This is a genomic window from Thioalkalivibrio sp. ALJ7 (assembly GCF_000376865.1).
Taxonomy (GTDB): Bacteria; Pseudomonadota; Gammaproteobacteria; order Ectothiorhodospirales; family Ectothiorhodospiraceae; genus Thioalkalivibrio.
The window spans coordinates 133,071-145,394 of record NZ_AQXQ01000008.1 but is presented as its reverse complement, the minus strand read 5'-3'; the positions used below and the strand labels follow the sequence as shown (position 1 = coordinate 145,394).

Sequence of the window (12,324 nt, the reverse complement as noted above, 5' to 3'; positions counted from 1 at the left end):
ACCGATGATCCGATGGACACTACCCGCAACCCTGATCTTTGCCTCGTTCCTGGCGGGTTGCACGCTGATTCCGGAGCGCGAGGCGGTCGACCGCTCGTGGTTCCTTCTGGAGCTGCCGGCGGAGCCGGCACCGCTTCAGGCTGATTCCGAGGGTCCGCTGGCCGTCGAGCTGGGTTCGGTCCGTGTGGCCCCGGCCTATTCGGGCAAAGGGCTGGTGTATCGGCTGGGTAATCATCGCTACGAATCGGATTATTACAACGAATGGTTTCTTGCGCCGGCCGAGCAGATCGAGCAACTGCTGCGCGAACGCTGGACGCGTAGCGATGCAGCCATCGAACTGGTCGACAACGCGGCCGATGCGCGTCGCGAAGGCCGACCCGCGGTACAGCTACACATCCTGGTCACCGCCCTGTATGGCGACCTGGACGAGGCCAATCTCTCGGAATTGGCCGACGTGGACGCCGATACGCCAGTGCGTGGGATGGGGCGCGTCGGATTGAGAACCCAGCTGAGGACGGATCAACGGTCCCGGCTGGCACACATGGACGCGGAACGTTCCATTGATCGCCGCTCCGCCTCACGCCTGGTGGCGGCACTCTCCCAGGCCACGGCCGAAGTACTACTGGAACTGGAGCGCGAACTGCTGCGCGAAGCAGAACAGGAGGCCCGCGAATGACCGACGTCTTCGATTTTTCCGCACCGACATCCGAAGGCGGTGAACAGGTGTTGGCGGACTGGCGAGGTGATGTCCTGTTGATCGTGAACGTCGCGAGTGAGTGCGGCTTTACCCCGCAGTACGAGGGGCTGCAGGCCCTGGCCGATCGCTACGCCGACCGCGGTTTCCGGGTTCTGGGCTTCCCCTGCAACCAATTTGGGGGTCAGGAGCCCGGGGGCGTGGACGAGATCCAGGCCTGCGGACTCAAGTTCGGCGTTTCCTTTCCCGTCTTCGCTAAGATCGAGGTAAACGGCGACGGCGCGCATCCCCTGTACCAGCACCTGAAGGCCCAGGCACCCGGCGCATTGGGTACCCAGGGCATTAAGTGGAATTTCACCAAGTTCCTGGTTGGGCGCGATGGCCGGGTGATCGACCGCTTCTCCCCACAAAAGAAGCCGGCCGACCTGGCCCCGGCCATCGAAGCGGCCCTGGCCGTGCCCAAGCCGCAGGCCGATGGTGGCCAGTAGCCCGTCGGCGGCCACGCCTGAAGGCCCCCGCCCGGAGCAACCAGAGGCGCACGACTTCTGGATGGCCCGAGCCCTGGAGCAGGCCACGCACGCAGCAGATGCGGGCGAGGTGCCGGTGGGCGCGGTCCTTGTCGCGGCCGACGGCCGTTGCCTGGCGGCCTGTCACAACGCCCCAATCGAGTCTCACGATCCCACCGCCCACGCCGAGATTCGGGCGTTACGCACCGCCGGCCAACGCCTGCGGAACTACCGTCTGCCTGGCACCACGATGTACGTGACCCTGGAACCCTGCAGCATGTGCGCCGGGGCGATGATCCATGCCCGCGTGGAGCGCGTGGTGTACAGCACCACCGACCCCCGCACGGGCGCGGCCGGTAGCGCTCTTGACCTCTTGGGTCACCCCACGCACAACCACCGCATCAAAGTCGTCAGCGGCGTCCGGGCCGAGGAGGCCGGTGACCTTCTGCGCGCGTTTTTCCGCGCCCGCCGTGGCCGCCGCGAGGGCTGAATTGAAGGAGCGCCCCCTGGCAGAAGCCGTAACGGCAACATGGGCCACGGATGTGCAGGACGTGGGTCGGGGCTCGACACGGCGAGCCATGAGCGGGATATTGCGGTCAGGAGCTTAAGCCAGGGATGCCGCGCGAGCGGTGCGAGCATAGGGAGCAACGCATGTTCTGTACGCAATGTGGGCAGGAAAACCCACCCAATGCCCAGTTCTGTTCCGCTTGCGGCGCGCGGATGGGTGCGGCACCGCAAGCGCCTGCAGCCGCTACAAGCGTGACGGGGGAATCCAGTGGCCTGGGCACTGTTCCGGACGAAGTGCGTTACGCCGGCTTTTGGTATCGCGCCCTGGCGTTACTGATCGACTGGGTATTGGTCACGATTCTCGCGCTCGTGATCGTCATGCCACTGGCCTTTATCATGGGTGCGTCCATGGCGGGCAGTTCGGACATGCACACCATCGAGGCAGCCGGGCAGGGATTGGGCAACCTGCTGGGCATCATCATCTCGTGGCTGTACTACACCATCTTCGAGTCATCCGAATGGCAGGCCACTCCGGGCAAGCGGATGTTGGGCCTGCGCGTGACCGACCTAGACGGTCAACGCATCGGCTTCGGCCGGGCGAATGCCCGCTACTGGTCCAAGATCCTCTCCGCCCTGATCCTGATGATCGGCTACCTGATGGCCGCCTTTACCCGCCGTAAACAGGCCCTGCACGACCTGATCGCCTCGACGCTCGTGCTCAAGCGCTGATCGGGTTGGGGCTGGCAGTTGACGGTTCGTGTTCGCCACTGTGTGCGCCACAGGGGGTGGCTCAGGGCATACTGAATAAAGGTGGAGAGCGAAAGCGCTTGATCAATTGGAGCCGGCGACAGGAGTCGAACCTGCGACCCTCTGATTACAAATCAGATGCTCTACCAGCTGAGCTACACCGGCTTGGGTGCGGGGGTGGCCCGCGTCGGGGCCTGAAAATGAATGGTGCCGGGAGCGAGAATCGAACTCGCACTCTGTTGCCAGAACCGGATTTTGAATCCGGCGCGTCTACCAGTTCCGCCATCCCGGCATCGGGTGGGGCGTAGTGTAGCGCACGTAGGGATTGAGACAAGGGATTCCAGCGTTCCCGAGTCTACGCTGCGTGGTAGGATCGCGCGCCATGCGTGTTGCCGATTTCAATTACGAGCTCCCTGCAGAGCTGATTGCCCAGTATCCATTGCCGGATCGGGCGGGCTCGCGCCTGCTCGTTCTGGAAGACGAACAGGCACAGGATGCCCGCTTTGCGGAGATCGAACGCCTGCTGAAACCGGGTGATCTTTTAGTCTTGAACGATACCCGCGTGATTCCGGCGCGGCTGTTTGGGCAAAAGGAGAGTGGCGGGCAGGTGGAGGTGCTGGTCGAGCGCATCGAGTCGCCGCAGCAGGTGCTGGCGATGGTGCGTGCGAGCCGCGCACCGAAGCCGGGCACGCGCCTGCGCCTGGCGGATGCGTTCACTGTGGAGGTCACCGACCGCCAGGGTCCCTTCTTCCGGCTGCGCCTCGTGGATGGCGGGGACGTGCTGGAGCAGTTGAAGCAGCACGGCCATATCCCGTTGCCGCCGTATATCGAACGCGCGGACGAGGGCAACGACGCGGATCGCTATCAAACGGTGTTTGCACGCCGCGAAGGGGCTGTGGCCGCCCCGACCGCGGGCCTGCATTTTGACGATGCCCTGCTGGACCGGTTGCGCGCGGCGGGTGTGGAGACGGCGACCGTGACGCTGCATGTCGGGGCCGGCACCTTCCAGCCAGTAAAGGTAGACGACACAGAGGCCCACGAAATGCATTCGGAGTGGCTGGAGGTGGGGCCGGAGGCGTGCGCGGCGGTGGCGGCCTGCAAGGCGCGCGGCGGGCGCGTGGTCGCGGTGGGGACGACTTGCGTGCGCTCGCTGGAGACCGCCGCGGCGGGTGGCGAGCTCCAGCCTTTCCAGGGCGAGACGCGGCTGTTCATCCAGCCAGGCTACCGATTCCGGGTAGTGGACCGGATGGTGACGAACTTCCATCTGCCACAGAGCACGTTGCTGATGCTGGTGGCGGCATTCTCCGGCTATCGCCGGATACTGGATGCTTACGCGCATGCGGTGGCAGAGCACTACCGCTTCTTCAGCTACGGGGATGCGATGTGGCTGGCACCCGGCGACCCCGATGATCTGCCGCCGAGTGCTCGGGAGGGCGTCGATGGAGTTTGAATACCTGGGCCAGGACGGCCCTGCACGGCGGGGGCGCCTGCACTTCCCGCGCGGTAGCGTGGAGACGCCGGCGTTCATGCCGGTGGGCACCTACGGCACGGTCAAGGCGATGACGCCGGAGGAGCTGCGCGAACTGGGTGCGGAGATCATCCTCGGCAACACGTTTCATCTAATGCTGCGGCCGGGGACCGAAGTGATCCGGGCGCATGGTGATCTGCACGACTTTATGCACTGGGAGGGGCCGATCCTGACGGACTCCGGCGGCTTCCAGGTCTTCTCGCTGGCCGAGATGCGCAAGATCAGCGAGGAGGGTGTTCGCTTCCAGTCCCCGGTGGATGGCTCGAAGGTGCTGATGACGCCGGAGTCTTCCATGCAGGTGCAGCGCGAGCTGGGCTCGGACATCGTGATGATCTTCGACGAGTGCACGCCGTATCCGGCGACGCCGGAAGAGGCGCGGCGGTCGATGGAGCTCTCCCTGCGCTGGGCCGCGCGTTCGCGCCAGGCCCATGCGGACAATCCGGCGGCACTGTTTGGCATTGTTCAGGGCGGGATGTACCCGGAGCTGCGCCGCGAGTCGGCGGCGGGCCTGCAGGAGATCGGCTTCGATGGCTATGCGATTGGCGGGCTTTCGGTGGGCGAGCCGGAGGACGAGCGCCTGTCCACGCTGGACGCAACCCTGCCGCTGCTGCCGCAGGATCGGCCGCGCTACCTGATGGGTGTGGGTCGACCAGAGGACATCGTGGAGGCCGTGCGTCGAGGGGTGGACATGTTCGACTGCGTGATGCCGACCCGCAATGCGCGCAACGGCTTCCTGTACACCCGCGAGGGTGTGCTTCGGATCCGTAATGCGCGCTTCCGCGACGATATCGGCCCGATCGACCCGGAATGCGGGTGCTACACCTGCCGGAATTATTCGCGGGCCTATCTAAAGCACCTGGACAAGTGCAACGAGATCCTGGGCTCGCGCCTGGCAACGACCCACAACCTGCATTACTACCAGGATTTGATGCGCGGGTTGCGCGAGGCGATCGCGGGCGCGCAGCTCGCCGAATTCGTCGCCGATTTCTACGGTCGGCGCGGCATGGATGTGCCGCCTGTGCCATAATCCGCGCGTTATTTTTTAGCGCTTCGGCCACGGGTTTCCACCGGGCCCCGCGCACCCCCTGAACCAAGAGACGGAGTGTTTCGATGGACTTTCTGATTTCAGCAGCGCATGCCCAGGAAGGTGGAGCCGGTGGCGGTGGCATGATCGAGTTCCTGATCATGATCATCATCTTCTTCGCGATCATGTACTTCCTGATCATCCGGCCGCAGAGCAAGCGCGCCAAAGAGCACCGCTCCATGGTCGAGGCCCTGTCCAAGGGTGACGAGATCGTGACCAACGGCGGCGTGGCCGGCAAGATCACCGAGGTCGCGGATGACTTCATCAAGGTGGATATCGCCGACGGTGTGAACGTAGCCGTGCAAAAGCAGTCGGTTGCCTCTGTGATGCCCAAGGGCACGCTCAAAGACCTTTAATCGCCCTCCAGGGTTTTCCATATGCGCAATTCCTATCCGGCGTGGCTCTACGCCCTGATCGTCGTGGTCATCCTGGGCGCGGGCCTGTATGCCGCGCCCAACCTGTTCCCGGAAGACCCGTCGGTGCAGATTGGCAACCCGGTCACCGGCGAGATTGACGAAAACATCCGTGAGCTGATGGGCACCATTCTGGGGGCTCAGGGGGTGACGCCGAAGCAGGCCGAGGAGCAGGACGATGGCCAGATCCTGCTGCGCTTCGAGACCACCGACGAGCAGTCCGCGGCGGCGGAGATCCTGCGCAATGCCCTGGATGACAACCACACGGTCGCCCTGAACCTGGCTCCGGCCACGCCCAACTGGCTGCGAGCAATCAATGGCCAGCCGATGGCGTTGGGGCTCGACCTGCGCGGGGGTGTGCACTTCCTGATGGAGGTGGACCTGGAGGCAGTGATCGGCACAGCGATGGAGCGCTACGCCAACGAGCTGCGCGGGCGCATGCGTGACGAACGCATGAGCTTCGACACGATCGAGCGCAGTTCCAGCGATCTCACGGTGATGTTCGCGAACGAGGAGAATTTCGAAGCGGCCGAAAGCTGGCTGAACCGCGAATATCGCGACGAACTGAACTGGGAAGTACGCGGCTCGGGCGACACGATCCGTATGGTTGCCACGCTGGACGATGACCACCTGACCGAATTGCGCCGCCAGGCGCTGCAGCAGAACATCTCTACCTTGCGTTCGCGGGTGGATGAGCTGGGTGTGGCCGAGCCCATCATTGCTCAGCAGGGCGAGAACCGCATTGTAGTGCAGCTTCCGGGTGTGCAGGACACGGCACGCGCCAAGGAAGTGCTGGGTGCGACGGCCACCCTGGAGTTCCGTCTGGTGTCGGAAGCGGGTGATCCGCAAGAAGCCGACTCGACGGGAAGGGCGCCTTCCGGTACTCGCCTTTACTACGAGCGGGATGGGACGCCCGTACTCCTGCAGCGTCAGGTCATGCTGACGGGTGACTACATCACCGATGCCTCGTCGGGGATCGCACAGGATACCGGCGGTCCGGCGGTGTTCATCAATCTCGATGGCCAGGGCGCGCGTATCTTCTCGCGCGTGACGTCGGACAACGTGGGCCGTTTGATGGCTTCGGTGTTCATCGAGACCACCACCGAAACGGTAGAGGAAGACGGCGAGCAGGTCCTGCGGACCTCGCGCAGCGAAGAGGTCATCAACGTTGCGCGCATCAATGAGCCTTTGGGCCGACGCTTCCAGATCTCCGGTCTGGACAGTACCCGCGAGGCACGCAATCTGGCGTTGTTGCTGAGGGCCGGGGCACTGGCGGCACCGATGTCGATTGTGGAAGAGCGCACGGTCGGCCCGAGCCTGGGTCAGGAAAACATTGATCGCGGGATGCAGTCGGTCGTCATCGGCTTCATTGCGGTCATGATTTTCATGATTCTCTACTACCGGACTTTCGGGTTGATCGCGAACGTGGCGTTGGCTCTGAATCTGGTGTTTATCGTGTCGGTGTTGTCCATGCTGCAGGCGACACTTACGCTGCCGGGTATCGCGGGGATCGTGTTGACCGTGGGTATGGCGGTGGACGCGAACGTACTGATCTTCGAACGCATACGCGAGGAGATACGCAACGGATTGTCTCCACAGGCGGCGATATCGTCTGGCTATGACCGTGCGTTCACGACGATCGCCGATGCGAACGTCACCACCCTGATCGCGGCGCTGGTGCTATTCCTGTTCGGCACCGGCCCGATCAAGGGCTTCGCCATTACGCTATCGATCGGGATTATCGCGTCCATGTTTACCGCGATCATCGTGACCCGAGCGATCGTTAACCTGACATACGGGCGCCAGCGTCGGCTGACGCGCCTGTCTATTTGAAGGCGGAGATAGACGCATGCTTCCGCATCTGAATTTCGCCGAATCGAATATCGATTTCCTGGGTAAGCGCAAGATTGCCCTCACGATCTCGCTGGTCCTGATTCTGATCTCCATCGCCCTGCTGGCGACCCGAGGCCTTAATTTCGGGATCGACTTCACCGGGGGCACGCTGGTAGAGGTCGGCTACCCCGAAGCGGTTGAGTTGGACCCCATCCGCGAGACGCTCTCGGCCGGTGGCTTTTCCGGGGCCCAGGTGCAGACCTTCGGGACGTCGCGTGATGTCCTGATCCGTCTGCCGCCAAGCGAGGACGATGATGATCCGGCGACGTTGTCCAACCGGGTGCTGAACGCCTTGCAGGACGGTGGGCCGGATGATCCGGACCTCCGTCGGGTGGAATTCGTCGGGCCGGCGGTGGGAGAAGAGCTGCGTGAGCAGGGCGGGCTGGCCATGATCTATGCCTTGGCGGGCATCCTGATCTACGTGGCTGTTCGGTTCGAGTGGCGCTTTTCCATCGGTTCGGTGCTGGCGTTGATCCACGACGTGCTGATTACGCTCGGTATCTTTTCCTTGCTGCAGATGGAATTCGACCTGGGTGTGCTGGCCGCGGTGCTGGCGGTGATTGGCTACTCGTTGAATGACACCATCGTCGTGTATGACCGAATACGCGAGAACTTCCGTATTTTGCGTAAGCAGGGTACAGAGCAGGTCATGAATATTGCGGTGAACAAAACGCTGGCGCGTACCATTGTGACCAGTACGACGACGCTGCTGGTGCTGTTTTCATTGGCTTTTCTCGGTGGCGCCGCCCTGCAAAACTTCTCCATCGCGCTGATTATCGGGGTGATTGTGGGGACGTACTCGTCCATCTTTATCGCGGCGACCGCAGCCTTTTTGCTGGGGGTCGACCGTCAGGTGCTGCTCCCGGTGAAGAAAGAAGGGGCCGAGGAAGACCAGACGCCATAGGCGACTCCGCGCCACGTGCGCGGTTTAGCCTCCGAAGTTGCGTGCATAAAAAACGCCCGGAAGCCATAGGCTCCGGGCGTTTTTTATGGGGCCCTGGATCTGGACACCCGTGGCTGGAACGTTTAGAAGGCCAGGGCCTCTTTCACGATGCGGTCGACCAGTTCGTTGACATCGCGCAGGCTCTTCTTCGAATCCTTGTCGCCAATCTCCGGCACGGGGGTGTAGCCGATGTAGATGGTGCCAGGCTCGTCGCTCAGCTCGTAGACGGTGATGATGTAGGGGCAGAAGAGCATGTTGTGCGGGTCCGCTTCCATGGTCGCGCGCGAGTAGGTGGCGCTGCAGAAGTCCACGGAACGTCCGTTCAGGTAGATGCCTTCGCCCTTCTCATGGCCGCCGGTGCGATCGAGCATGTCGGCGATGTGGCCGACGTTGTTGATGACCAGTCCTTCGGATCCGATGGCCTCTTCGATCATCTCGAAGTAGAAATCGAACTCGCCTTCGGTTTTGTAGATGATGCGCTCGTCCGTCTCCATGTGGGTCTCGTACGCGTTTGCCGTGCCAGCAATGGCGAGGCCAAGGCCCAGGGTGGCGGCGATGCCGGTGTTGCGTACGGCGCGGGTGATACGGGGAAACGTCTTCATGGTTCCGTCCTCAGTGATGGAGTGGGCCTAATGCCCGGTCAGTCGAAGAAATGTCCGGCGAAGCGCTTGCGCGGCTGCCAGTAGGGGTTGTCCAGGTGTTCGATGCGGACCTGCCCGCGGGAGCTGGGGGCATGCACAAAACGGCCATCTCCCAGGTAGACCCCGACGTGGTCGATTTGATTCCCGTTGATCGCGAAGAACACCACATCGCCCGGCGTGGGGGAACCATTGCTGCGCGTGGCAGCGCGAGCCTGGTCACGCGTGGTCCGTGGGACGTCGCGCCCGGCTTCGCGATAGGCGCGCTGGACAAGGGCCGAGCAGTCCAGCCCGGAGGCGTCGGTTCCGCCATAGCGGTATGGGGCATCAAGATGGCCGAGAGCGGTTAGCACGACCTCGGAGCGCTCCAGGCCCGCCGCCGGCGCAAGGCTCATCGGGCCTTGAGGCGGGGGGGCGGTGTCGGTAATGGGTTTGGGAGCCGCGGTGGGTTCCGTGCCACGAGGTTCGGGGCCCGTGCTACAACCCATCAGCAGAAGAAACGCGGCGCCGGCCAAAGCAACCGGCAGGTGCACGCGGGCGATGTCAGAAAAGGTCTTGTTCGGCATAGCTATCGGGGACCCTGAAGAGGTCCGAACTCAGCTCGTCGGTGGAGAGTCCGGCAAGGCGCGTGGTAACCCCGTCGCGTTCGCTGACCTCAAGCGGGATGCCGTCGACGCGAGGCAGCAGTGAGGCGCCCATTTGCGAGGCCATGGGCCCGCCGGCCTCCAGGGCGCTCAGGGACAGCTCGTACAGGCGATCCATTAGCGCCCCAAGGGTCTGGAAGTCGGCCTCGGACAGGCCGAGCGAGTCGGACTCAGCCACGCATACGATGCTTTGCGGCTCGCCACCAATCAAAACCTCGTGTTCGTCGCAAACGAAGTCGCCGACCTCGCGTTGCTCGCCCGTGTCGCGTGTGCTGATGTCGGCGTCGAAGCCTTCCTCGCCGATGCCCAGTTGCTCCTCCAGTTGCTGGCGAACCTCGGGCGGGAGTTGTTCCATCTGTCGGCGTAGGTCGCTGACCATGTCGGTCATCGCCCGCATCTGTTCGTCCATGACCTCGCGGGTCAGCGGGGTGAAGGTCTGTTCGCTGTCGTCCACCACCGTGAGGGTGTCGGTCGTGGCATCGAACAGCATGTATCCGGAGGTGCCGCTGATGGCTTCGTTCAGCTCCATGCGCACGATTTCGCCCCGTACCAGGATCTGGCTTTCCAGTCCTTCGTCATCCACATAATGCAGCATGGCGTCCGCCTGCGCGCTGGAGCCGACCGCCAGCAAGCCGCAGGTGGCGAGACCCAGGAGGGCGTGACGGATGCGGGACGCGGGGCGTTGGCAGTGATGAGGCATGAAGGCTCCTACGATCGGTCGGTGTCGGTCTGCGGCGGGAGGATGTCCACCCCAGGGAAACACTGATTAATGTACACGCTCGCGCTCGAGTCGCTTTTGCGTGCGAACAAGGCGAGGTGACTGCCGTGCAGTCATTCTGCACAAAGGAGCCGCAACGCCGTGCGCATGCCCGTTTTCGACAACAAAGGGCGGCCGAGCCCCTGCTTTCAATGGTTTGAGGGGTTGGTACCCCAGGTTCCCCGATCCGGCGTTGCGCCCCAGTCCATCAAAAACGGGCGGGTAGAACCACTACCCGCTACGCGACGCGCCTTGTCTCGGAAAACCTGGGGTACCAACGCGAGTGTGTACATTCATCAGTGTTTCCCTGGTTGCCATTGTATCCCTTCGCTCAGGGCGTGACGGGTTTTAACAGCTGATGGGCCAGGGCGTCCGGGTCCAGGGGGGCTTCCGGGGCAACCTCGATGGGGTGCTCTTCGGGGGCTGGCCATTCCTGTGTCGGTTGTTGTTGTTCCATGATCTCGATGCCGGCATCGGAGGCGTCGGTACCGGCCTGGGCGCGCGCCTTCAGCCGGTCCCGCAGGATGGCTTCGTTGGCCTGACAGGCCACCACGGCAAACCCCGCCCCGTGCTCGCGGGCGAGGTCTTGGAATGGCGTCCGCTGGGCACGGGTGAGGAAGGTGGCATCGACCACCACGGTCAGGCCGAGGGTCAGTAGGTGATTGGTACGCTCACGCAGGTGGTCGTAGATCTGTGCGCGGGCGGATTCGCTGTACGAGACGGAGTTGGATATGCGTTTGCGTTCAATGTCAGAGCGCAGCCGCACGGCGCCGAGGGTCTCGAGGACTTGGGTACTGACGACCGTCTTGCCACTTCCGGAGACGCCGTGCATCAGGATCAGGCGCGGCTCACCGCGTTCGGTCAGGCGCTCGGCCAGCGCAAGGTAGCGCCCCATCTCGGCCTTGTGTGCGGCCTGTTCATCGGACGGCAGTTGAGCCTCGGACCCGTGAATTCCCTGGACCTTGGCCCGAATCAGGGCCCGGTAGACCTGGTAAAGCGGGAGCAGGGCCAGTCCGTCGAGGTCTTCGCGACCTTCGAGATAGGCGTTGAGCAGTCGCCAGGCGTGGGCACGGGACTTGCGCGCCAGCAGGTCCATGGTGGTGAAGGCGATCTCGGAGATGACGTCGATCCAGCGCAGGGCGGGATCGAACTCGATCGCATCGAAGGCGACCGGGACTTCGTTGCCGTGTTCGTCATCGACGTAGACCAGGTTCCCCAGATGCAGATCGCCATGGCCGTGACGCACGAAGCCTTCGTCATGTCGTTTCTTCAATAAATCGTGCATGCGATGGATTTCCTTCGACGTCCAGGCCTCAAGTCGGTCCAGTCGAGCCCGGTCAGCCGCGCCGGTGACGGTTTCGGACAGCGCGGGGAAGTTGTCCAGCATGGGCTGGGTGGTGGCCTCGGCCGTGCCGTATTCGGATTGCGCATCGGTGCGTTCGGTGCGCTCGTGGAAGGCGGCAATGTAGTGACCTAGCGCATCCATGGCCGCCGCCGGCAAGCGGCCCTTGTCGAGCAGGTGATCGAGCTGGCGCTTGCGGTCAAAGCGGCGCATGTGCACCGCATAATCGACGATCGGTCCGGTGCCATTGATTTGGGGGTGGCCGTTGTCACCATTGAGGGTCACCACCTCCAAATAGATCTGGGGCGCCAGGCGGCGATTGACTTCCAGTTCGGTCTCGCAGTACTGCCGGCGAGCTTCGAGGGTTGAGAAGTCGAGGAAGCCGAGATTAAGGGGCTTCTTGAACTTGTAGGCGTCTTCACCGGCGAGGATCACCGTCGAGATATGGGTTTCGATTGTGCGCACGGTGGTTGGATCCGGCTGCGGATCCGGAAAGCCGCCGTGTTCGACCAGTTGGCGCAGACGCTTGTGGTGCTGTTGCAGTTCGGTCATCAGGGCTCCGCTTCCGCTGCGGCGCGGGGGGTGTTTTCGCGCTTGGGGTCTTTTTGCTGGAATCGCCGGGTATGCA

13 protein-coding genes and 2 tRNA genes are annotated in these 12,324 nt (G+C 63.3%); 9 read left to right on the top strand and 6 right to left on the bottom strand.

Annotated features, from left to right (window positions below):
• The first annotated feature begins 4 nt into the window (after nt 1-4).
• The 4 genes from D002_RS0103650 to D002_RS13045 all read left to right on the top strand — a co-directional run bounded on the left by D002_RS0103650 (nt 5) and on the right by D002_RS13045 (nt 2,436).
• Nucleotides 5-676: a membrane integrity-associated transporter subunit PqiC gene (locus tag D002_RS0103650; protein WP_018140555.1), complete on the top strand. Its 672-nt coding sequence runs from the start codon at nt 5-7 to the stop codon at nt 674-676.
• Nucleotides 673-1,182 carry a glutathione peroxidase gene (locus D002_RS0103645; RefSeq protein ID WP_018140554.1) on the top strand — a complete coding sequence of 170 codons (510 nt, stop codon included), beginning with the start codon at nt 673-675 and terminating at the stop codon, nt 1,180-1,182. The genes D002_RS0103650 and D002_RS0103645 overlap by 4 nt, the downstream gene beginning before the upstream one ends.
• On the top strand, nt 1,169-1,690 hold the full coding sequence (tadA, locus tag D002_RS0103640) for a tRNA adenosine(34) deaminase TadA (RefSeq protein WP_018875123.1): 522 nt from the start codon (nt 1,169-1,171) through the stop codon (nt 1,688-1,690). Before D002_RS0103645 ends, tadA begins: the two co-directional genes overlap by 14 nt.
• 161 nt (nt 1,691-1,851) lie before the next feature.
• Nucleotides 1,852-2,436, top strand: coding sequence for an RDD family protein (locus tag D002_RS13045; protein WP_026181493.1), 585 nt, complete (start codon nt 1,852-1,854; stop codon nt 2,434-2,436).
• Nucleotides 2,437-2,543: 107 nt separating this feature from the next.
• On the opposite strand, the gene D002_RS0103630 is transcribed toward D002_RS13045, so the two are convergent.
• A tRNA-Thr gene (locus D002_RS0103630) sits at nt 2,544-2,619 on the bottom strand.
• Between the two features lie 40 nt (nt 2,620-2,659).
• Nucleotides 2,660-2,746, bottom strand: a tRNA-Leu gene (locus D002_RS0103625).
• 90 nt (nt 2,747-2,836) lie between these two features.
• On the opposite strand from D002_RS0103625, the gene queA reads away from it, so the two are divergent.
• The 5 genes from queA (at nt 2,837) to secF (ending at nt 8,276) form a co-directional block, all read left to right on the top strand.
• On the top strand, nt 2,837-3,904 hold the full coding sequence (gene queA, locus D002_RS0103620; RefSeq protein WP_018140551.1) for a tRNA preQ1(34) S-adenosylmethionine ribosyltransferase-isomerase QueA: 1,068 nt from the start codon (nt 2,837-2,839) through the stop codon (nt 3,902-3,904).
• On the top strand, nt 3,894-5,009 hold the full coding sequence (tgt, locus tag D002_RS0103615; RefSeq protein WP_018140550.1) for a tRNA guanosine(34) transglycosylase Tgt: 1,116 nt from the start codon (nt 3,894-3,896) through the stop codon (nt 5,007-5,009). Before queA ends, tgt begins: the two co-directional genes overlap by 11 nt.
• A gap of 83 nt (nt 5,010-5,092) precedes the next feature.
• Nucleotides 5,093-5,422 carry a preprotein translocase subunit YajC gene (gene yajC, locus D002_RS0103610; protein ID WP_018140549.1) on the top strand — a complete coding sequence of 110 codons (330 nt, stop codon included), beginning with the start codon at nt 5,093-5,095 and terminating at the stop codon, nt 5,420-5,422.
• Between the two features lie 21 nt (nt 5,423-5,443).
• Nucleotides 5,444-7,312, top strand: coding sequence for a protein translocase subunit SecD (secD, locus tag D002_RS0103605; protein ID WP_018140548.1), 1,869 nt, complete (start codon nt 5,444-5,446; stop codon nt 7,310-7,312).
• A 16-nt stretch (nt 7,313-7,328) separates the two neighbouring features.
• A complete protein-coding gene (secF, locus tag D002_RS0103600; RefSeq protein ID WP_018140547.1) occupies nt 7,329-8,276 on the top strand; it encodes a protein translocase subunit SecF in 948 nt (315 codons plus the stop codon).
• A gap of 122 nt (nt 8,277-8,398) precedes the next feature.
• Here the strand turns inward: secF and D002_RS0103595 are convergent, their stop codons facing one another.
• The 4 genes from D002_RS0103595 to D002_RS0103580 all read right to left on the bottom strand — a co-directional run bounded on the left by D002_RS0103595 (nt 8,399) and on the right by D002_RS0103580 (nt 12,248).
• Nucleotides 8,399-8,917 carry a DUF302 domain-containing protein gene (locus D002_RS0103595; RefSeq protein ID WP_018140546.1) on the bottom strand — a complete coding sequence of 173 codons (519 nt, stop codon included), beginning with the start codon at nt 8,915-8,917 and terminating at the stop codon, nt 8,399-8,401.
• A gap of 38 nt (nt 8,918-8,955) precedes the next feature.
• Nucleotides 8,956-9,519: a C40 family peptidase gene (locus D002_RS13040; protein ID WP_018140545.1), complete on the bottom strand. Its 564-nt coding sequence runs from the start codon at nt 9,517-9,519 to the stop codon at nt 8,956-8,958.
• Nucleotides 9,497-10,297, bottom strand: a complete 801-nt coding sequence (locus tag D002_RS0103585; RefSeq protein WP_018140544.1) for a hypothetical protein — start codon at nt 10,295-10,297, stop codon at nt 9,497-9,499. The genes D002_RS13040 and D002_RS0103585 overlap by 23 nt, the downstream gene beginning before the upstream one ends.
• Nucleotides 10,298-10,685: 388 nt before the next feature.
• A complete protein-coding gene (locus tag D002_RS0103580; protein WP_018140543.1) occupies nt 10,686-12,248 on the bottom strand; it encodes a bifunctional aminoglycoside phosphotransferase/ATP-binding protein in 1,563 nt (520 codons plus the stop codon).
• Nucleotides 12,249-12,324: the final 76 nt, after the last annotated feature.

Excerpts from the sequence above, each read along its gene's own strand:
- D002_RS0103650 (WP_018140555.1), top strand. The coding sequence starts at position 5 with ATGATCCGATGGACACTACCCGCAACCCTGATCTTTGCCTCGTTCCTG.
- D002_RS0103645 (WP_018140554.1), top strand. The coding sequence starts at position 673 with ATGACCGACGTCTTCGATTTTTCCGCACCGACATCCGAAGGCGGTGAA.
- tadA (WP_018875123.1), top strand. The coding sequence starts at position 1,169 with ATGGTGGCCAGTAGCCCGTCGGCGGCCACGCCTGAAGGCCCCCGCCCG.
- D002_RS13045 (WP_026181493.1), top strand. The coding sequence starts at position 1,852 with ATGTTCTGTACGCAATGTGGGCAGGAAAACCCACCCAATGCCCAGTTC.
- queA (WP_018140551.1), top strand. The coding sequence starts at position 2,837 with ATGCGTGTTGCCGATTTCAATTACGAGCTCCCTGCAGAGCTGATTGCC.
- tgt (WP_018140550.1), top strand. The coding sequence starts at position 3,894 with ATGGAGTTTGAATACCTGGGCCAGGACGGCCCTGCACGGCGGGGGCGC.
- yajC (WP_018140549.1), top strand. The coding sequence starts at position 5,093 with ATGGACTTTCTGATTTCAGCAGCGCATGCCCAGGAAGGTGGAGCCGGT.
- secD (WP_018140548.1), top strand. The coding sequence starts at position 5,444 with ATGCGCAATTCCTATCCGGCGTGGCTCTACGCCCTGATCGTCGTGGTC.
- secF (WP_018140547.1), top strand. The coding sequence starts at position 7,329 with ATGCTTCCGCATCTGAATTTCGCCGAATCGAATATCGATTTCCTGGGT.
- D002_RS0103595 (WP_018140546.1), bottom strand. The coding sequence starts at position 8,917 with ATGAAGACGTTTCCCCGTATCACCCGCGCCGTACGCAACACCGGCATC.
- D002_RS13040 (WP_018140545.1), bottom strand. The coding sequence starts at position 9,519 with ATGCCGAACAAGACCTTTTCTGACATCGCCCGCGTGCACCTGCCGGTT.
- D002_RS0103585 (WP_018140544.1), bottom strand. The coding sequence starts at position 10,297 with ATGCCTCATCACTGCCAACGCCCCGCGTCCCGCATCCGTCACGCCCTC.
- D002_RS0103580 (WP_018140543.1), bottom strand. The coding sequence starts at position 12,248 with ATGACCGAACTGCAACAGCACCACAAGCGTCTGCGCCAACTGGTCGAA.